This window comes from Rhodobacter sp. 24-YEA-8, assembly GCF_900105075.1.
Taxonomy (GTDB): Bacteria; Pseudomonadota; Alphaproteobacteria; order Rhodobacterales; family Rhodobacteraceae; genus Pseudogemmobacter.
Window position 1 is genome coordinate 1971797 of the sequence record NZ_FNSK01000001.1, and the last position, 19648, is coordinate 1991444.

The 19648-nt window shown below is 63.6% G+C and carries 20 protein-coding genes; 9 read left to right on the plus strand and 11 right to left on the minus strand.

Annotated elements, in window-relative coordinates:
• Positions 1-28: 28 nt before the first annotated feature.
• From BLW25_RS09660 to BLW25_RS09685, 6 genes are all read right to left on the minus strand, one after another.
• Complete coding sequence (locus BLW25_RS09660; RefSeq protein ID WP_253188341.1) at positions 29-2146, minus strand: TonB-dependent receptor plug domain-containing protein; 2118 nt, start codon at positions 2144-2146, stop codon at positions 29-31.
• A gap of 141 nt (positions 2147-2287) precedes the next feature.
• Positions 2288-3073 carry an ABC transporter ATP-binding protein gene (locus BLW25_RS09665; RefSeq protein WP_092898544.1) on the minus strand — a complete coding sequence of 262 codons (786 nt, stop codon included), beginning with the start codon at positions 3071-3073 and terminating at the stop codon, positions 2288-2290.
• Positions 3061-4065, minus strand: a complete 1005-nt coding sequence (locus BLW25_RS09670; protein WP_092898546.1) for a FecCD family ABC transporter permease — start codon at positions 4063-4065, stop codon at positions 3061-3063. Before BLW25_RS09670 ends, BLW25_RS09665 begins: the two co-directional genes overlap by 13 nt.
• A gap of 16 nt (positions 4066-4081) precedes the next feature.
• Entirely contained in the window at positions 4082-5125 is a 1044-nt protein-coding gene (locus BLW25_RS09675) for an ABC transporter substrate-binding protein (protein WP_092898548.1), read from the minus strand.
• Complete coding sequence (locus BLW25_RS09680; RefSeq protein WP_092898550.1) at positions 5122-5580, minus strand: SAM-dependent methyltransferase; 459 nt, start codon at positions 5578-5580, stop codon at positions 5122-5124. The genes BLW25_RS09675 and BLW25_RS09680 overlap by 4 nt, the downstream gene beginning before the upstream one ends.
• Positions 5573-5782 carry a TOBE domain-containing protein gene (locus tag BLW25_RS09685; protein WP_092898552.1) on the minus strand — a complete coding sequence of 70 codons (210 nt, stop codon included), beginning with the start codon at positions 5780-5782 and terminating at the stop codon, positions 5573-5575. Before BLW25_RS09685 ends, BLW25_RS09680 begins: the two co-directional genes overlap by 8 nt.
• A 183-nt stretch (positions 5783-5965) precedes the next feature.
• Here BLW25_RS09685 and BLW25_RS09690 point away from each other — a divergent pair, with 183 nt between their 5' ends.
• The 5 genes from BLW25_RS09690 to BLW25_RS09710 all read left to right on the plus strand — a co-directional run bounded on the left by BLW25_RS09690 (position 5966) and on the right by BLW25_RS09710 (position 10813).
• Positions 5966-6706: a metallophosphoesterase family protein gene (locus tag BLW25_RS09690; protein ID WP_092901822.1), complete on the plus strand. Its 741-nt coding sequence runs from the start codon at positions 5966-5968 to the stop codon at positions 6704-6706.
• Positions 6703-8112, plus strand: a complete 1410-nt coding sequence (locus BLW25_RS09695) for a bifunctional serine/threonine-protein kinase/universal stress protein (protein ID WP_092898554.1) — start codon at positions 6703-6705, stop codon at positions 8110-8112. Before BLW25_RS09690 ends, BLW25_RS09695 begins: the two co-directional genes overlap by 4 nt.
• 83 nt (positions 8113-8195) lie before the next feature.
• Positions 8196-8987 carry a dimethylarginine dimethylaminohydrolase family protein gene (locus tag BLW25_RS09700; RefSeq protein ID WP_092898556.1) on the plus strand — a complete coding sequence of 264 codons (792 nt, stop codon included), beginning with the start codon at positions 8196-8198 and terminating at the stop codon, positions 8985-8987.
• Entirely contained in the window at positions 8930-9991 is a 1062-nt protein-coding gene (locus tag BLW25_RS09705; RefSeq protein WP_253188342.1) for a hypothetical protein, read from the plus strand. Before BLW25_RS09700 ends, BLW25_RS09705 begins: the two co-directional genes overlap by 58 nt.
• A 300-nt stretch (positions 9992-10291) precedes the next feature.
• Positions 10292-10813 (plus strand): hypothetical protein, encoded by a 522-nt coding sequence (locus tag BLW25_RS09710; protein WP_092898560.1) that lies wholly within the window; start codon positions 10292-10294, stop codon positions 10811-10813.
• A 57-nt stretch (positions 10814-10870) separates the two neighbouring features.
• On the opposite strand, the gene BLW25_RS09715 is transcribed toward BLW25_RS09710, so the two are convergent.
• A complete protein-coding gene (locus BLW25_RS09715; protein ID WP_092898562.1) occupies positions 10871-11686 on the minus strand; it encodes a response regulator in 816 nt (271 codons plus the stop codon).
• Positions 11687-11874: 188 nt separating this feature from the next.
• On the opposite strand from BLW25_RS09715, the gene BLW25_RS24325 reads away from it, so the two are divergent.
• From BLW25_RS24325 to BLW25_RS09725, 3 genes are read left to right on the plus strand one after another with little or no spacing between them, the layout of a single operon-like run.
• On the plus strand, positions 11875-12051 hold the full coding sequence (locus BLW25_RS24325) for a NepR family anti-sigma factor (protein ID WP_171909517.1): 177 nt from the start codon (positions 11875-11877) through the stop codon (positions 12049-12051).
• A 59-nt stretch (positions 12052-12110) separates the two neighbouring features.
• Complete coding sequence (locus BLW25_RS09720) at positions 12111-12713, plus strand: sigma-70 family RNA polymerase sigma factor (protein WP_253188343.1); 603 nt, start codon at positions 12111-12113, stop codon at positions 12711-12713.
• Positions 12710-14545, plus strand: a complete 1836-nt coding sequence (locus BLW25_RS09725) for a sensor histidine kinase (RefSeq protein WP_092898566.1) — start codon at positions 12710-12712, stop codon at positions 14543-14545. The genes BLW25_RS09720 and BLW25_RS09725 overlap by 4 nt, the downstream gene beginning before the upstream one ends.
• 155 nt (positions 14546-14700) lie before the next feature.
• Here the strand turns inward: BLW25_RS09725 and BLW25_RS09730 are convergent, their stop codons facing one another.
• The 3 genes from BLW25_RS09730 to BLW25_RS09740 are packed head-to-tail and all read right to left on the minus strand — an operon-like array spanning position 14701 to position 16572.
• Positions 14701-15618 (minus strand): hypothetical protein, encoded by a 918-nt coding sequence (locus BLW25_RS09730; protein WP_092898568.1) that lies wholly within the window; start codon positions 15616-15618, stop codon positions 14701-14703.
• Positions 15611-16102 carry a phage holin family protein gene (locus BLW25_RS09735; RefSeq protein WP_092898570.1) on the minus strand — a complete coding sequence of 164 codons (492 nt, stop codon included), beginning with the start codon at positions 16100-16102 and terminating at the stop codon, positions 15611-15613. The genes BLW25_RS09730 and BLW25_RS09735 overlap by 8 nt, the downstream gene beginning before the upstream one ends.
• Positions 16099-16572, minus strand: a complete 474-nt coding sequence (locus tag BLW25_RS09740; protein ID WP_143040486.1) for a hypothetical protein — start codon at positions 16570-16572, stop codon at positions 16099-16101. The genes BLW25_RS09735 and BLW25_RS09740 overlap by 4 nt, the downstream gene beginning before the upstream one ends.
• 1273 nt (positions 16573-17845) lie before the next feature.
• Here BLW25_RS09740 and BLW25_RS09750 point away from each other — a divergent pair.
• Entirely contained in the window at positions 17846-18658 is an 813-nt protein-coding gene (locus BLW25_RS09750; RefSeq protein WP_394328431.1) for a lytic murein transglycosylase, read from the plus strand.
• Positions 18659-19119: 461 nt separating this feature from the next.
• On the opposite strand, the gene BLW25_RS09755 is transcribed toward BLW25_RS09750, so the two are convergent.
• Positions 19120-19548, minus strand: coding sequence for a VOC family protein (locus tag BLW25_RS09755; protein ID WP_092898578.1), 429 nt, complete (start codon positions 19546-19548; stop codon positions 19120-19122).
• Positions 19549-19648: the final 100 nt, after the last annotated feature.

Here is a 19648-nt window from a genome sequence, read left to right on the forward strand (position 1 = left end):
AGCCCGGCCAGCCCGTCTGCGGGATAGATCAGAACCTGATCTGAGAGGTCAGGTAGAAGGTGCGCCCGGCCTCGGGATAGCCCTCGACCACCGAGACATTGCGGTCAAAGAGGTTGCGGATGCCAAAGCCCACATTCGCCTGATCGCTGACCTGCCAGGCCATATCGAGATTGGCCAGCGCGAAGCCTCCCATTTTCGTATAGATCGGCGCGTTGCGGTTCCCCGAGCCAATCGCCGGATCCGACCAGCGGCCGCCATAGACCTCGACCGAGGGCGAGACCGTCAGGCGGTCCAGCGCCTGCCAGTCAAGTCGCAGATAGGCCTTGTGGTCCGGCAGATCGGTCACTTTCGCGGTGGTGACAATCGGATCTTTGACGCTGGTATGCAGGTAGGTGTAGTTCGCCGTCAGCGCGACAGTGTCATTCACTTCCCAGTTCGCCGCGACCTCAAAGCCCTTATAGGTGCCTTTCGCAAGGTTCTGGCGCTGCGATTGCGGAAGACCGGAAATCGGATCGGTCGTCCCCAGATCAATCGACTGGATCAGATCGGTGATGCGGCTGTAGAACACCGCGCCTTCCAGCTGCACCGGGCCAAGATCGCCCTTATAGCCCAGTTCGAAATTCAGCGCGCGCTCCGCATCCAGATCCGGGTTGGGCACCATCGAGCCGAAACCGGTCGAATAGCGGTGGAAGAGCGTCGGGAAGCTGGTCCTGGACGAGACGCTTGCATGATATTCGCCGCCAGCACCCGGGGTCCAGATCGCAGCCAGCTGCCAGTTCACTGCATCGACCGAAACCGTCGGCTTGCCCGGATTGGCAGCAGTGCGGTCGGCCTCGAGCACTTTCGCCTTGTCATAGGACAGGCCTGCAACAATGCGCAGCTCGTCATTGACGCGCCAGGTGTCCTCGATCGCCAGCGAGAGCGTCTCTTCCTTGCTGTGCTCGGTCGGGTCGATCCGTCCCAGCGTCGGATGGTCGGGGCGCGCGTAATTGGTGGAACGGTGGACATCGCGGCGGAAGAAGGACGCGATCCGCAGATCGTGATCGCCAAAGCTCAGCCCATATTCGACGCTGCCGCCGACCGAATAGTCGTCATAGATGCTGTTGAAGGCCCGCGGCAGGGTCTGGGCGGAATGGTTCGCATTGTCCCAGGCCGAGAGCGTATTGTCGAACGTATTGTAGAAAAGCTTGGTCTTCAGCGTACCGGATCCGACTTCGGTCGTCGAATAGAAAGCGATGCTGCTGATATCCCATTGCGGCCAGGTCCAGTCCCGCTGGTTCGACCCCGGACCGGTGCCCGGATAGCCCATGACCGGCAAAAGCGTGCTGTAAGGCGCCGATTTCGACCCTTCCTGGCGGGTATAGCTCAGAACATATTCGTCGGTCGCATTGGGCGTATAGCCGACTTTAAGGTTCAGACGGCTGTCATCGGTGGCGCTGTCTTTGCGCAGACCTTCGCCCTGATAGGGGTAGCGCGGATCAGGCACATAATCGCGCGACAGATAGAAGCCGTCGACATTGCGCCGCATGTAAGAAACCTGGCCGTACCAGAATTCCTGTTTGGTGCCGAGCGAGAGATAGCCCGTGCGCCCCGTCACATCGCCGCGATTGCCGGCCTCAAGGCCAAGCCGTGCCTCGCCCTCGAAGGGCTGCGTCGGTTTGCGGGTCACGAGGTTGATCGCGCCGCCCATGCCGCCCGGGCCGTTGATCACCGAGACATAGCTTTTCTGCACCTGGACCTCGGCAAGATCCGGGGTCAGGAAGCGGCCATGATCCAGCCGGTTATCGGCGGGCAGATAGATGCGGATGCCGTCGATCGACAGCGGCACATGCCAGCGGTCAAAGCCACGCACGAAAACCTCGCGCTCGTTTCTGGATCCGCCGCCCGAGGGGGTGGAAGACACACCGGGCAGAACGCTGAGCGTGTCATCAAGCGTGGCGCGGTTCTGTTTCGCTGCCTCTTCGCCGGTCACTTTGGTGACCGAGCCGCCCTGACCTTCGTCATCGACGCCAAGCCAGATCGTGCCGAGCGCGAAGGCGGTTTCCTCGGAAGACTGGGCGAGAACAGGGGCGGAAAGCCCGGGAAATAACAGGCCTGCAATCACCAATCGCTGCAACAAAGACATTGGGAATCCTTCCAGTGGCATGGCTTTTTATCCGCGCCCGCCCACCCTTCGGCGGATTTTCGCGAATCGATATGTATGATGAAATATATCGTCACGAAATTGGCAAGAAGCCCGGGCGCAGGATTCGGGCTCTTTTTCCCGGGCGTAGCAATCCGATCACTGTCAGTAGAAATGCGGCCTTCCGTCAGGCCCCTCGATCCGGCGCACCGCAATGCCGTAAAGCCGGCTCAGGGCGGCTTCCTGCATGACATCCGAGACCGGCCCCGAGGCGATCACACCGGCGCGGCTGACCAGCAGCGCCTCATCGCCCAGCATCGCCGCCTGGCCCGGATCATGGGTCGAGACCACCACCGCCTGGCCCGCTGCCGCCAGACCAAGGATCGCGGCCTCCACCGCTTTCACATTGGCAAAATCGAGGCTGGCGGTCGGCTCGTCCATCACCAGAACCTGCGCTTCCTGCGCGAGGGCGCGGGCGATCAGCACCATCTGACGCTGGCCACCCGAAAGCCGCGTGACATCCTCATCCGCCAGATCCGCAATGCCGAGCCGGTCGAGCGCGGCCAGGGCGCGGGCCTCTTCGGCGCGCCCGGGCCGGGCAAAGGCACCAAGGCCCACCGAAGCTCCCATCAGCACAACATCCCGCGCCGTATAGGCAAAAGGCGAGGCCAGCGCCTGGGGCACATGCGCCAGCCGTCCGGCAATCTGGCTGCGGCTCAGGCCGTCCAGATCGGCACCACCCAGCAGGACCTTGCCCGCAACCGGCGGGATCAGCCCCAGAAGGGTGCGAAACAGCGTGGTTTTCCCTGCCCCGTTCGGCCCCAGAAGGCACAGAACCCGCCCCGCATAAAGGTCGAACCCAATGCCCCGGATCAGCGCCCGGGCGCCATGGCCAACCGCCAGATCACGCGCCGACAGCAGCGGCGCGCCAGCCCCAGTCAGCCGTTCCATGCCCGCGCCCCCCTTGCCAGCAGGATCACGAAAACCGGCGCGCCAAGCACGGCGGTCAGGATGCCCAGCGGCACTTCCATCGGCGCGATCATCCGTGCGGCGGTATCGACCAGCACCATGAATGATGCCCCCGCCAGCAGCGCCGCCGGCAACATCCGGTCAAAACGCGGCCCCGCCACCAGCCGCGCCATATGCGGCACCATAAGCCCGATCCAGCCGATCACCCCCGCCAGCGCCACCGCCGCCGCCGTGATCAGCGTCGCCGCCGCAATCACCACAAACCGCAGGCGCCCGGCCTCGATCCCCATCGCACGGGCCTCGTCATCGCCCATTGCCAGAAGCCCGATCCGCCAGCGCAGCGCGATCAGCGGCACAAGGCCAAGCACCACCGCCGGCGCCGCTGCCAGCAGATCGACCCGCTTGACGCCGGCAAGGCTCCCCATCAGCCAGAAGGTGATCGCCGGAAGCTGTTCATCGGGATCTGCGAGCAGCTTCACCAGCGAGATCCCCGCCCCTGCCAGCGCGCCGATCACGATACCGCATAAGACCATGACCAGAAGCTGCGCGCCGCCTCTGAGCGCCAGTGTCAGCCCGATCACCAGCGCCACCGTTGCAAGGCCAAAGCCAAAGCCCATCAGCTGGATCGCCATCACCGGCAGGCCCAGCAATATCCCGAGAACCGCACCAAACCCTGCCCCGGCCGAGACGCCAAGGATATCGGGCGAGACCAGCGGATTGCGGAACACCACCTGATAGGCCGCCCCCGCCGCCGCCAGCCCCGCCCCGATCAGCGCCGCAGAAATCACCCTCGGGCCGCGGATATTCCACAGCACCACCTGCGCCTGGCGGTCCTCCGCCGCCCCGGTCAGGCCTCTGGTCAGCCCCCCGGTCAGGACGTCGAAAATCTGGCCGGGGCTGAGCGGATAAGGCCCGAGGCCGATCCCCAGGATCAGCGCGAAAACCAGCGCCAGCGCCAGCAGGGAAAGCCGCATTCTTCTGGTTCCGATCCTATTCGCCCAGCAACGCGTCCAGCGCTGCCGCATCTGGCGTGACCTGGTAGAAGAGCGTGTAGAAATCCGCGATCTCCTGGCGCAGATCGCCCTGTTTCGGATCTCCTCCGGCCAGGTCCGGGTAGAAGACATGTGCCAGATATTTCAGCCCGATCAGCCGGTTGACCGAAGGCGGCGCATCGATAAATCCAAAGGGTTCACCGGGAGCAAGATAGACGCGGCCCTGATCGACCGCCGGGATCCCCTGCCATTCCGGCATCTTGCGCACATTGGCCGCGAAATCGCGATCCACAGTCAGGATGATATCCGGCGCCCAGGCCTGGATCTGTTCGGGCGAGACCGTCACCAGCCCGCGCGTCTCGGCCTCGACCACGTTGATGCCGCCCATCCGTTCAATGATCTCGGCATTGATCGAGCCGCGCGCCGGGCTCTCCAGCCCCTCCGGACCACGGGCCAGGTAGACGCGGGGGCGATCTGGCGCGGGCACCTGCGCAAGCAAAGCGTCCGCCTCCGCATAAGCGGCCTCGGCGTAAGTTGCGAGCAGCTCGCCCCGTGCTTCGACCCCAAGGATCGCCGCCATCTCACGGATCGCCTGCGGCGTCGCTGCGAAACTGCCATCGATCAGCACATAGGGCAGCCCCGCCTGATCCTGCACCCGCGTCGCGAGGTCGCGGTACGTGGCATTGACGGTGCCGAAATCGACGATCAGCTCGGCCCCGGTGGTCAAAAGCACCTCAAGGTTCAGCGTATCGCCCTTGCCGGTCAGCCGCCCGAGCGCCGGCAGGCCGCGCGTCTCAGGCAGAAGATAAGGCAGATCGACGGGTTTTGGCGCCATCACCCAGCCGACCATCGCTTCGGGCTTCAGCGCATAAAGCAGCACCGAGGCGGGCGGCCCGGCGGCAAAGACCTTTTCCGGATTCAGAGGCACCAGCACGTCGCGGCCGGTGGCGTCGGTGACGCTTTGTCCGTCAAATGCCAGAACCGGCGCGGCCAGAGCGACAAAAACCGCGGCCAACACGGCGCGGCGGGTTGGGAAGCTCATGGAATCGCTCCGAATTCGCCTTTGATATCAACAAGCGGCGTGCGATCGACACAATCGAGACCGCGCACATGCAGAACCGCGCCTTCAACGCGCAACAGCCGCACCACCGTCGCCGCTATCGGATTGGGCCGGACCGGCGAGCGCAGCGAGAATGTCCCGACCGAGGCATCGCCAAAATTCGGGTTCTGCCGCATGAGATCGCGGCGCGAGAGATGCATCCAGTATAGCAGCTGGATCCGCTCGCGCCCCTCGACCCCCGCCAGACCCTCGATCCAGCGCGGGTCAAGTTCTACCCGGCAATCGGGGCCGGTCTCGGGATCACCCCGGCGCGGGCATTGGCTGCGATCCGTCCAGGGGGTGCGCAGCCGGCCGATGAACCAGATCGAGGCGTCGAATGCCCCGGGGAGTGGCACCGCCACCTCATGCGGGCGCAGGTCGGTCACGTGGTCAGTCATCGGTGCCGATCATCACATCCGAGGCCTTGATCACCGCCGAGGCCTTTGCGCCCACGGTCAGACCCAGCTCTTTCACCGCCTCATTGGTGATCGCAGCCGTAACAATCGAGCCGCCAAGATCAAGGCGGACATGGCTCGTCACCGCGCCGGTGACAATCTCGATCACCGTTCCCGGCAGGACATTTCGGGCGCTCAGTCGCATCTCGGTCTCTCCCCCTGATGGCGGCCATATGGCCGCGCCTTATGTATGGTGCAATACAACGGAGGGCGCGGCAAGCCCCGGCGCCCCGACCAGTTTGCCAGCCTGGTGCAAAGCTGCGCGGAAAATATGCGTTTTGCCCGGGGCCGCGCTCTGCCAGGATGGGCAGAGCAACCGGAGAACCGCATGCGGATCGCCCTTCTCAGCGATATTCATGGCAATCGCGAAGCGCTGGAGGCTGTGCTTGCCGATGCTGAGGCGCGGGATATCGGGCGCTGTGTGATCCTTGGCGATATAGTCGGATATGGCCCGGATCCGGCCTGGTGCGTGAAGCGGGTCCAGAAGCTTGAGGCCGCCGGCGCTCTGGTGATCCGGGGCAATCATGATGCCGCCATCGCAGGATCGGCGCGCGATATGAACGCCACGGCGCGGGCATCCATCGACTGGACGCGGCCACGGCTTTCCGCCGCTCAGACCGGCTGGCTTGCCGCGCTGCCGCTGACGATCCGCGAGGAGGACCGGCTTTACACCCATGCCTCGGCCCATAGCCCAAGCGACTGGATCTATGTCACCTCGGAACGCGATGCGATGGCAAGCTTTCGCAGCACTGACGCCTGCGTGATCTTTTGTGGTCACGTTCATGTGCCGGCGCTGTACAGCAGTGACATCCATGACCGGATCCAGGCCCATGCAGAGAAACCCCGGATCCCGGTGCCGCTTTTGTCGTCGCGGCGCTGGCTGGTGGTGGCAGGCTCGGTCGGGCAGCCCCGTGATGGCAGCCCCCAGGCCGGCTGGGCCATCTTTGACACCACAACCCGCGAGCTCAGCTTTCGCCGCACGCCCTATGATACCGCCGTCACCGCCGGAAAGATCCTGGCTGCCGGCCTGCCCGAAGAGCTTGCCCTGCGCCTGAGGAGCGGCGAATGAGCCGCAGCCAGAAACGCCCGGTCGAGGGGCTTCAGATCGACGGATTCACCCTTGGCCCGCTTTTGCATCGCGGCGGCTTTGCCACGATCTGGGAGGTCACCCATCCGAACCATCCCGGGCCAATGGTGATGAAAGTGCCGACCATTCTCGACGGTGATGACGGGCCGACGATTGTGGGGTTCGAGATCGAACAGATGATCCTGCCACGCCTTTCGGGTCCGCATGTGCCACAGCTGATCGCGGCGGGCGATTTCGCGGTCATGCCCTATCTGGTGACGGCAAAACTGCCGGGCGCCTCGTTCCAGGAGCTGTTTGACCGCGCGCCGCTGCCGCCCGATCAGCTTGTCGCGCTGGCCATCGAGATCGCGTCGGCGCTGCATGAGGTGCATCGCCAGCGGGTGATCCATCTGGACCTCAAGCCCGGCAATCTGATGCGCGACGAGGCCGGGCGGCTGGTGCTGATCGATTATGGCCTCGCGCGCCATCTTGATCTGCCGGATCTGCTGGGCGAGGAATTTGCCATTCCGATGGGCACCTTCCCCTATATCGCGCCCGAACAGTATCTGCATCACCGCGATGATCCGCGATCGGATATTTTCGCTTTCGGTGCCATGCTTTACGAGCTTGCAACCGGAAGGCTGCCCTTTGGCCAGACCACCACGCTGCGCGCCGTACGCCGCCGGCTCTGGCGAGATCCGCTGCCGCCACGCGCCCTGAACCCCGAGCTGCCGCCCTGGCTGCAGGAGATCATCCTGCGCGCGCTGGAGGTCGAGCCGGAAGAGCGCTTTCAGTCGGCGGCGCAGATGGCCTTTGACCTTGGCCATCCCGATCAGGTGCAGCTGACCGCGCGCGCGACAAAGCTGAGCCGCGACGGGATCTGGCCGGTCCTGCGGCGACGCTGGCGCGCGCGACGGATCCGGGGCTACCTGCCTGCCCCGACCGCCGAAGACACCGCCCGCGCCCAGGTGGTTATGGCCGCCGTCGACCTCTCGCCCGAGATGGAGGCTTTGTCACAGGAGATCCTCAGCGCCACGCGCGAGATCCTGCATTTCCGCCCCGAGGCGCGGCTCGCCTGTGTCAATGTGCTGCGCAGCGCGCGGATCCAGCTGGATCAGGGCACCGATGAGGCGGGCAACAATCTGCATGTCGCCCGCCTTGTCGCACTGAAAGCCTGGGGCGAGGCGCTTGGCCTGCCCGAAGGCCGCGTGACTTATACCGTGCTCGAGGCCCCCGACCCCGGCAATGCGCTGACCGAACACGCGACCCGTATCCTTGCCGGTCATATCGTGATGGGCGCGCGGGCAAGTTCGGCGCTCCGGCGCTATCTTGGCTCGGTCTCGGCCCAGGTGGTGGCCGAAGCGCCCTGCACCGTGACCATCGTGCGTCTGCCCGCCCCCGGAGGCTGAGACCTCTGCGCTGAGAGCTGGGCCTTTTCGTGCCCGCCAAATCAGGCTAGCCATGGTCGGAACAATTTTCCCGGGGAAATCCGATGCCGCGCTCCTATTCTTTCAGCCACGCAATCAGCCGAAAACCGGCGCAGTCGATCATCCGGGGGCTGCGCGCCGTGGATACCGGCAACCCGGACCTTGCCCTGATGGAAGCGCATCACACCGCCTATATCGCAGCTTTACGCTCCACCGGGGCCGAGGTGACGGTGCTGGACGCGCTCGACGCCTATCCGGACAGCGTTTTTGTCGAAGACACCGCACTCTGCCTGCCTGAAGGGGCAGTGATCATGCGGCCCGGCGCGCCCTCGCGCCTCGGCGAAGCGGCCGAGATGGAGCCGCATCTGCGCGCACTTTACAGCGAGATCCGCCGCATCGAGGGCGAAGACAGCTTCATCGAGGGCGGCGACATCCTGATGGGCGAGACCGAGATCCTTGTCGGCCGCTCGGCGCGGACCAATGAAGCCGGGATCGCGGAGCTTGCGCGTCTGGTCGCCGATTGGGGCCAGGTGGTGCGCGAGGTCCATACCCCCCCGGGCGTGCTGCATTTCAAGACCGACTGCTCGCTGATGGATGCGGAAACCGTGCTCGCGACTGATCGGCTGGCGGCGTCGGGCTGTTTCACCGGCTATAAGGTGATCGCGGTTGCCGAAGGGGAAGAGGCCTCGGCCAATGCGATCCGCTTCAACGGGATCGTGCTCTTCCCCGCCGGCTTCCCGAAGACCCGCGACCGGCTGGTGGCGGCGGGCTACGAGGTGGTCGAGATCGGCAATTCGGAATGCCAGAAAATCGATGGCGGCATGTCCTGCCTGTCGTTGCGCTTCACGCCGCGCTGAGCGGGGTGGCTCCGGTGCCCCCTGCCCGCCCGTTCAACATCGCCGCCGTGGTGCAACGCGGCCGCCTTGGCTATGAGGCGCTGTTGCTCGCGGCCTCGCTGCGCGCGACGGATCCCGGTTTTCAGGGGCGGCTCCTGCTGGCCGAGCCGCAGCCGGGCCCTCTCTGGCCCGAAGATCCGCGCCTGCCGAAAGGCGCGCTTCGCGACCGGCTGGAAGAGCTGGGCGCCGAGTTCGTGCCCTTTGACAGCAAAGTCTTCGGCGCCGCCTATGCGATCGGCAACAAGATCGAGATGCTGACCGCCCTTCCCGATGAGCCTTTTCTGTTTCTCGACACCGATACGCTAGTGACGGGGCCGCTGTCGACGCTGGCACCGGATTTCTCGCGCCCCTCGGCGTCAATGAAACGCGAGGACACCTGGCCGGTGATCGAACTTTACGGCCCTGGCTATGCCGAGACCTGGGCCGCGCTTTATGACCGGTTCGGGCTGGATTTCGCGGGTTCTCTGGATCTGTACTGGCCCGATGAACACTGGCAGCGCTACATGTATTTCAACGCGGGCTGGTTCCTGCATGAAAGCCCGCAGGACTTTGGCCGCCGGTTTCTGGATTACGCGGAGACCATCCACAAGGACCGCCCGGCGGCGCTGGTCTGTCAGGAGCTCTGGCCCTGGCTGGATCAGATCGCGCTGCCGCTGGTGATCGCTTCTTTCGGCGGCGGCAGGCCAGAGGCTGACCTGGCCGGGCTCGATGGCGATCTGACGCTGCATTACCGCACGCTGCCGCTGCTTTATGCCACCGGGTCTGATCGGGCGGTTGAGGTGCTGGAGACCGTCGCGAAAGAGAAAGAAAACCGCCGCCTGCTGCGCGACTGGGAACAGGCAAAACAGATGGTCTATCAGAACCGGGGCCGCAAGGCGCGGGCGCTGTTTGACCAGAGTGATCTGCCGCGCCGCGAGAAGGTGATCCGCAACACGCTCAGACGCGAAGGGCTCTGGCTGCGCTGAGACGGCTGCGCCGAGATGCGGCCAGGCCGGTTTCCGCGTGCAGCTTGCGCCAAAACCGGCATGATTTCGCGCATTCCTTGTCCACCATTTCGCCTGACCGGCGGCCCTTCCCCGCCGAAATCTATCAGAACTCCTTTAAAATCATAAAGATAGAAAAGAAGACTTCCGGTTCCCTGCTCTGATCCGCCTCTGCGGCACGGGAACCGGGATGCTGGCCACCGTGTTTTCCCTGCATCTGGAACCGTGCCGCGTAAGATCCCGGACTTTCCCGGACGTGGCCGCAGAACAGGAGTATTTCGCATGACGTTTACTGTGACCCGGATGAAAACCACCATCGCCGGAACCATGGCCGCCGCCCTGACAATGACCACGCTGGCGCTGCCGGCCTTTGCCGTTGATCGCGCGGATGCTGTGAAAAGCATCGAGGTGACCGCAGATATGGGCTCGGTTCAGAATACCGCCGCAGCCACATATTGGGCAACGCTCGACAAGGATCTCGAAACCGCGATCCTGACCAAAGTGACCGACCGGATGGGCGATGAGGGCGCCGCGATCACCGTCGATATTGACGAGGTTTCGCTGGCCAGCGGCTTCGCGGAAACGCTTGGCCTGGCGGATTCGAAGCTTTCGGGCCTCGTCAAGGTGTCCGACCCGACCCAGCCGGGGCGCGGCGATTCCTATACGCTGACGGTTGACATGAATTCGACACTGCCTGCGCTTGGCGCCGGGTTCGATATCGCCTCACCCGAAGTCGATACCGCCGCCGTCTATGCCGCGATGCTTGATACATTTGCGACCCAGGTGGTGACCAACCTGAAGTAACGCAAAAAGGCGCGGGAGCAATCCCGCGCCTTTTCAACCTTTGATGCCCTGCCCTTGTCAGCTGTTCAGGGTCTCGGTCGAAGAAAAGAACATCGCCTGGCTCACCGCCGAGCGCACCTGCTCCTCGGTATAGGGTTTGTTGATCAGGAAGGTCGGCTCCGGCCGCTCGCCCGTCAGCAGGCGTTCGGGGAAGGCAGTGATGAAGATCACCGGGATCGATCCGAGATCGGCCAGGATATCATTGACCGCATCAATGCCCGAGGAATTATCCGCGAGCTGAATATCGGCAAGGATCAGATCCGGCACCTTTTGGGCGGCAAGCGCCACCGCCTCGCCGCGGGTCCTCGCAACGCCGGTTACCGCATGTCCCATCGCCTCGACGATGGCGGTGATATCCATCGCGATGATCGCCTCATCCTCGATCACCATGACCTTACCGAGGATCGAACTGGCCATTTCGGCAAAGGCGCGCTCAACCAGCGCTGTGGCGCTGGCGGTGTCAACGCCAAGGATCGCCGCAACCTCGGCCGGACTGAAGCCCTCGATGGTCTGCAGCAACAGCGCCTCGCGCGAATTCGGGGTCAGCCGCGCCATATGCTGCTGCGCCGCAACCGCCAGACGATCTTCTGCGGCAGTTACCGGAGAATCGGCTTTTTGCCAGACCTCATGAAAGCAGGCGAAAAGCCCGACCTTCACCGAAACCGCCCTCAGCACCGGGGACGGATCCGCCAGAACCGCCTCGATTGCGGCAATGGCATAGGCATCGCCGCTGGCCTGGTTGCCGGTCAATGCGCGCGCATAGCGCCGCAGATAGGGCAAATCCTGCGCAACTGCGCGGGAAAGATCTTCGCCAGACGTCACCTGGCCGGCCATTTGCCCCCCGGCAGACATCGCAGCCGAAGCATCACCTGCCGCTGCCCCCGTCGTGGCTCCCGTAGGAGCCCGGGCCGGAGCCCTGGAATCGGCCATAAAAAAATCTCCGTTCTGCGTACTTCTTACGGAACCAAACGCGATGAAGCGGCGTTTGGTTCCGTAGAGCAATGGCAGGACCACGAAAAAAAATGCTACCAGGCAAACCCGCAGTCGCGACAGATCGCTCAGCGATCCGCACTCAGATCGATGAAAATCTGAGGCGGGTCTATGATGAGGTCCTGACTGAAGCAGTGCCTGACCGCTTTCTGCAGCTGCTCGCCCAGCTGAATTCTGGCCCGCCTGCCAATACCGATACCGATAAATGACCCCGCCAAATGACCCCGCTTCCGGCCGGACTGCCGGGTCCGGAGCCACGCAGGACAAGGTGGTAAAAGACAGGACCGCGAAAGATCAGTCTCCTCCTGCTCAGGCCGTATCTGATCCGCGCGAGCAGCTCGCAGCTCTCCTGCCCAATCTGCGGGCATTCGCGATCAGCCTGTCGCGGAATGTAGTTCTCGCCGATGATATTGTGCAGGAGACCATCCTGAAAGCCTGGTCGAATATGGACAAATTCGACCCTGCAACCAATCTGGAAGCCTGGCTCTTCACCATTCTGCGCAATACCTATTATTCGTTCCTGCGCAAAACGCGCCGCGAGGTGCAGGACAGCGACGGCGTCTTCGCCGGCAGCCTCTCTGAAGCCCCGGCCCATGACAGTCGTCTCGCCTATGGCGATTTCCAGCGCGCCTTTGATCAGCTGTCGCCGGAGCATCGCGAGGTTCTGATCCTGATCGGTGCCTCCGGCTATTCAGTGGAAGAAGCGGCGCAGATGATGGGCGTGGCACCGGGAACCGTCAAAAGCCGCGCCAGCCGCGCACGCAAGCGCCTGTCCGAACTGATGGGCCTTGCCGAGGGCGAGGATCTGTTTTCTGGCTTCAGCAGCGTCACCGCTGCCGTGATCAGCCGGCCGACCACCCCGGCGACATGAAACTCTTCGCGGCACGTGAGATCACGTCCGGCCTTGCGCTGCGGCTGGCCGCGATGGTTATGCTCGCCCTTTTGCCGCTTGGCCTGCTGGCGCTGGCCCAGACCTATATGACAATGCGACAGACCGACGAGACCCGCCTTGCGGCCTCTGTCGGACGGACCCTCCAGGAAGCACTGCACGAGATCCGGCTGATCCGTGCCTCGCAGGTGACCGCCCAGCTTTTGGCCAGCAGCCTGCGCAATCATCCCGCGGATTGTGCCAGCCGGATCGCGGCCTATGCGACCAGCGACGGGCGCATCTCGCGCGCGGGGGTTGTCTCGGCAGATGGCCGGATGGTCTGCAGCTCTGACGGCAGCACGCGCGATTTCTCGCAGACCGAGCGCTTTGCCGAAATCCTTGCCTCGGACCAGCCGCGCATCTTTCACGACCCGCAATGGTCCGACCCCGGGCAATCCGATATTTCTCTGACCTGGCCGCTTGGCGATGTCTCGGAGCAGCCTGAGGGGTTTGTCCTGCTCTGGCTCCCCGAAAGCGCGCTGATTGACCTGCCCGATGACCTCGTTTCCCTTCCCGGTGGTACAATACCCAGAACCAGCGACCGACCTCTGGCCCTGATCGCAGCCAACGGCGCGGGCGAGGTGATCTATGCCTCGACCGGGATTGCCAATGCCGGGTTATATCTGCCCGGCCAGGCCAGCCTGAAAAGCCTGATCCCGCAGAAAGCCCATAGTTTTTTTGACCACCCCGAAGGGTGGGAAACCCTGATGTACTCCTGGGTGCCGGTCAATCGCGATCTCTTTTTGCTGGGCGCCTGGCCCTTGCCGGTCGAGGAAAATTTCCTGAACCGTCATGTGCTGCCTTATCTTTTTCCGGCGCTGATGTGGCTGACCGGGGTTGGCGTGACCATTCTCGGCGTCGAGCGGCTGGTCACCCGCCATGTCCGCCACCTGTCGCGGGCGATGCGCGATTTCACCTCGGGGAACCGGCTCTCCACCCAGGATGTCACCCTCGCACGGCCCCCCGCCGAAATTGCCAGCCTGGCCGAGGAATACCGCTCTCTGACCGCCACGATCCTGCGCGATGAGGCCGAGCTGGAAAACCTCGTGCGACAAAAGGATGAACTTCTGCGCGAGGTGCATCACCGCACCGGCAACAGTCTGCAACTGATCGCTTCTTTTCTGCGGATGCACCGGCGCGAGGCAGAGGACGAGACCATGCGTCTTGTGCTTGACGATCTGCATAACCGGGTGATGTCGCTTTCTTCGGTGCATCTCGGGCTTTACCGGATGGCAGGGGGAACCGGGGTCACCGTCGATCTTCTGATGGCCGAAGTGATCACCAAGGTCGATCTGATCCATGGCCGGGCGGGGATGAAAGGGGCGGTCCAGGCGGATCTGATGCCCCTTCTCCTCCAGGCGCAACAGGCGGTGCCGCTGGCACTGTTACTGGCCGAGATCCTCTCCTGTTTCCCGCCTTCCGAGGCCGGAAATCAACCGGTGCGGATCAGGCTGAGCCATGGCCGCGCCGATGATCCGCCGGGGCCTGCATCTGCCGATGTCGCAAGGCCCGACACCAAGGTCGTTTCTGGCGCGGGCACCGAGATCGCCCGGCTTGAAGTCTCCGGCGCGATTTCCGCGCGGGGCCGATTGACCGGTGAACATGCCGGGGCCCCTTCTGTGATCGGCGCAAGGCTGATCCGCGGATTTGTCACGCAGCTGCCCGGGGACCTGCAGATCATCGAAGACAGCGCGCGGGTCCGGGCGGTGGTCACTTTCGCCTATGATCCGGCCCTGACGCAGGTGGCAGAGGCTGCCACCATCAGCCGCGCCTGACAAAGGGCGCGCGGGCACCGAAGCGCGTCGCATCCTGAAACAGAGCGCCGCCCCTGCCTTACAGAAAAGCCGCCCGAAACACCGCCCGGGCAGCCCCCCTTTGCAACGGAACCACGACTGCTCCTCAGCCTGACGCCTGATACCGATCGATGCCTTCAGGCCGCGCCCGCATTTTTCTCACGCAATGCCGCGTCCGCCGGTGTCTCGTCGCGCCCTGTCGCGCTGCTTTCGTCCCGTGAGACGGTCTCGTCCACCACTGACCGCAAGGTCGAAGTCAACCGCGCCACAAGCAGGCTGAGCTGCTCCAGATCCTCACGCAGCTCTTCACGCGCCTCGGTGTCTTCCATCCCGGCTTCATCGCGACCTCCTGCCGCAGCCGCTGCAGATGGCTGGCCCCGCGACAACAGGCTGGCGACAAAGCCACCTGCCGCCGTCAGCGCGGCGCCGGCCGTGACGATCTTCCCGACCCGGCCAAGCGTCGCCCCAATATGTCCGGACGCACCGGCCCCATCCTTACCGAATTCGCGCCTGCAGGCAGCCTCGCGCGCGGCCAGCGCCGCAGTTCGGGTCTCTGCATCCAGCCCGTCCAGGCCCCGCCCGATTTCATGACGGATCGCATGGTCCAGCGAGGCCGCGATATCTTCGAGACTGTCACGCGCCGCAACGTCATCCAGCGCACCGCTGTCTCTGGAGCGCTCCACACGGGCGCGCAACCGGTCGGCCTCCTCCCGCAGCGCGGCGATCCCGTCCAGCCATTCCGGGCGCGCCTCGGGCGAGGACGTCGCGCGGCGCCGAACCCCGCTCCAGGCGAGCCAGGCCAACCCCGCGCCGGCCAGCGCTGCCGCGCGCGGATTGGCCCGGATGGCGGCGCCTGCCGCCTCGATCACCGGCATCACCGCCGCGCCCGGCTGCGCGGGACCTGAATGGCCTGACACATCCGGGCCTGATGCACGGCCCTGTCCCCCCCCGAAAAACCTTGTGATATTAAAATTTTGTCTGAGCGCCGCAATGGCCTCGGCCAGATCCTGGCGGCTGCGGGCGATCTCTTCACCGATCCGGTCCCGATCATCCATCTTGCGTTCCTCCACCATTGGGTTCCCGTTCACGTGCCCCCCGCTCACCGGAAACCCGCTCACTGGCAACCCGTTCGCCGGCTGCCGGTTCCTCCGCCGTGCCACGCCGAAGTGCTCCGCCTCGCGCGAAGATTTCACGACGCGCGAAATAGGAGGCATGGCTGATGCGGCGCAATTGCCACCAGATCAGACCGGCGGCGATGAGGCACAACCCGAGCCCCAGCACCAGCGAGGCCCAGACCGGTGCCAGCCCTGCCATAACGAGAAGCGCATGACCCGCCGCTGCCAGCTGAACAAGCCCCAGCAAAACCAGCGCAAACCCGATCAGAATAACCACCAGTGCCCGGATCACGATCAGCGCGATCTCGCGCGCCTCGGCCTTGCGCATCGCGATCTCGCCGCGCAAAAGCCGCATCGCGGCACCGGCGATCTGCAGGATCAGACCACCAGGCGTCGCCTCTTCATCTTCCGGAGCGCCACTCAATCCCTGCGATCTCCGCGCGGGGTCAACAGTCGCGCAAGGGCAAAGCCCGCCAGAGCCGCACCTGCCATGAAGACCCCGGGATGCCGCTTTGCCATATGCCGCAGATCAGCCGCGATATCACCGGCAGCACTGCCTTTCAGCCGCGCCGCCACATCTGACGCCGCTTCAGACGCGCGCGCCGGAATGTCACGGGCATAGCTTTCCGCCGAAGAGGCCGCCTTGCGCAATTTGTGATTCAGCCGCTCGCCGGATTCGGTCAGCGCATCGCGCGCGGACGCAGCCCGGTCCAGCACCGCCTCACCGGCCGCACGTGCCGGACGGCTTATCCGCCGCAAAACTTCCTGCCCGCTGTCCTGAACGCTTTCGGCAGCATCGGTCACCGCCTCGGCCATGGTCTTTGCCGCGCCGGACTGTCTGGCAGCCCGTTTGGCCGACGCTTGCCGCGGGGGTTGCTTGGGGGATTGTGCCATTTCAACGCTCCTGTCTTCGGGTTTCGTCTTAAGGTCCCGGCTTTTGCAGATGTGGCTGATCAACCGTGACCGCAATCCTATTGGAGACAATTCGGGGTCTCCTGTCGCCAGAAGATCGGCAAGCAGGCCGTCTTTCGCCGATACTGAGCTTCAGCTTCGGCAATTCTTCCGGGTTTTGCAATTGTGGATTGTGTCACGGACCGAGGCAAAACACGCGCCGGATGAAAAGATCAAAAGGTCAATTTTTTTTTGGGTTTTAGCGGGAACCGCGCGTGCTGCGCTGCGTTAACGATTTGACAGGACATGGAGCAGGCTGAAAGGCATAACTCTTTGACCAGGCTAAAAAATATGGTGCCGCAACTGCATAAAGGATTATGAAAGGGTGAAGGGAACGAAAATATGCACCGGCAAGATTTTGCCGGCTTATCTTTCGAGAAACCGATCCTGTAGCAAACCCTTCTTCCCAGACCGATAAAAGGCAGGAGCAGGGGTGGCAAAACCCCGCATGGCCCTGCCCCGACCAGGTCGCGAAACTCAGGCTCAGCCCCTGAAAAACGGAGCGTTTTAAGGCGGCACCAACCGCCCGCCGTCGTGCTGTCTGCTGGCAGGTGACGGTCAGAGGACAGATGTGCTTTGCCGCCCCCAAAGGTTCAGGTTCAGAGCATATCCAAAACCCGCAGCCAGCCCCCAGACTGGCTCGGTCGCACCCCCGGTCAGGGAGGCGAACAGGACGTGGCTTTCGGCATTACGAGTAATTTGTTTATGTGCCAGTCTCCGAAAGCAACGACCACAAAACGACGGGCCCGGCGCCGGGTAATCAGTGCGATTTTTTTAGTTGCCGGGCCCGTCACCTTATCTTGCGCCGTTGCGCGGGATAGCCTGAGGCCGCTGTACCTCCACTGTATTCGGTTATGTGACCGGGGGGCAGCGGCCTTGCATTTCATCTGTGCCATTTTTTTGCAGCGAACCGGGCTGGCCGATGAAACCCAGTATGAAACCCATGGAATCATTCTCGTCGCTGCACGTCCGGGGAATGCGTGCAAAGCGGGATTCGGAACGGCTTCGGCCCTGATCCGCCTGCCACAGGGTCGCCAGGGCATTCTGCATATTGTGGTGCCGACGCAGTCCCGCACGACAGCATCCGGAATTCCCGACCCCTGCCATCAATCTGCTCAGCTCCTGGCAATAATGTGAGAACAGCCCTGCCGGCAAATGCTTGATTATGTGCGCAATCGCATTAGACTTGAGCGAAATTCAGCCAGCAGGTGAACAAGTGCGCCTTTCCAGTATTCTCAGCGGCCTTTCTGCGACGAGCGCCGTGCTCATCGCTCTCTCCTCTCCGGCTCTCGCGGCGTTTTGTTCGGACAGCGGCGGTCGCTATGAAGAGTGGAAGCCCGTTATCGCCCAGGAAGCCCGTGCGGCCGGCGTCGGAGAGCGCGGCATCCAGGCCCTGATGGGCAGTTCTTATTCCAAGGCCACGATTTCGGCCGACCGGAACCAGAAGAGCTTTAAATATTCGCTTGAAAAATTCATGCAGGTGCGCGGCGCCGATACGATCGTGAAACAGGCGCGGTCGCGCAAGGCGAAGAATGCCGATTTCTATGCTTCGATCGAGCGGCAATATGGCGTCCCGGCTGGGGTACTTCTGGCCATTCACGGCATGGAAACCGCCTTTGGCAATTATATGGGCGATACCAATGTGATCTCCGCCATTGCCACGCTGTCCTATGACTGCCGGCGCAGCGACTTTTTCACACCTCATATGATTGCCGCCCTGATTCTGGTTGATCGCGGCTCGATCAGCCCGCAGAGCATTGGTGCAAAGCATGGCGAGCTGGGACATACTCAGTTCCTTCCCGGCAATGCGCTGCGCTATGGTGTTGATGGCAATGGCGACGGAAAGATCGACCTGAACAATGTGACCGATGCCCTTGCTTCTACAGCGAATTTCCTGCGCCAGAAAGGCTGGCAGCCCGGTCAGGGTTATCAGGAGGGCCAGCCGAATTTCGCGGTGATCCGCGAATGGAATGCCGCAACCGTCTATCAACAGGCCATCGCCATCATGGGCAGCCGTATCGACGGCTGAGCCTGGCGCTGACAGCACGGGGGTGCCCCCGTGCTGTTTCCACCTGCGCGCTGGCGATGCTGCCTTTGCCGGTTACGCTGGCATGGCCCAGATCGACAGTGATCCGCCAGTCGGCATTCAGCAGCGGCCTATGCCACAGCACCGCGCAAGATATCATCCCATGCGCCGGTCGGGGCCTGATCGCCCTGCCCCGCAGACCAGGCGGCAGCGGTGCGACCGGCAGCAAGAAAAGCTGCGAGGGCGAGTGGTTCAGCCGGGGTGACAGAGATACGGCTCGCTCATGCGGCGCGATGGTCCCGCAACTGATGTCGACAAAGCCCGCCAAGCGGGCCAGTTGCCCTGGCCTCCGGCAATCGAAATGGCAGCGGCAACAACGCGTTAGCCAGTTTCGCCAGCGGATGGAGGCGGCCTTCAGAGCAGCGTCCCCTGACCTGCCGCAGATCAGGGGGCGCTTCACAGATTTACCAGTGACCGATATTCTGCTTCGAGCTCCAGGGCTCTGCCGGCGGCAGCGCGCCGCCCTTTTGCAACAGCTCGATCGAGACATTGTCGGGGCTGCGCACAAAGGCCATGCGACCGTCGCGCGGGGGGCGGTTGATCACAACGCCATTGGCTTCGAGATGCGCGCAGGTGGCGTAAATGTCGTCGACCTCATAGGCGAGATGCCCGAAATGACGGCTGTCCGAGGGCAGCCCGTCATCGCCATCCCAGTTGAAGGTCAGCTCGACCGGGCATTCCGGCTGGCCGGGCGGCGCGAGAAAGACCAGCGTGAAGCGGCCACCCTCATTGTCGGTGCGGCGGGTCTCTTCCAGCCCGAGAAGCCGGTAGAATGCCATGGATTTCTCAAGGTCCAGCACCCGGACCATGGTGTGAAGATAGCGGATCGTCATCCTGATTTCCTTTGCCAAAGGGTGTGTTATGGCTAACACGGCACAGGGCAAGGCGACAGACGGGATTTCCCGCCGATGTCCCGCATCTGGCGCAGTGCCG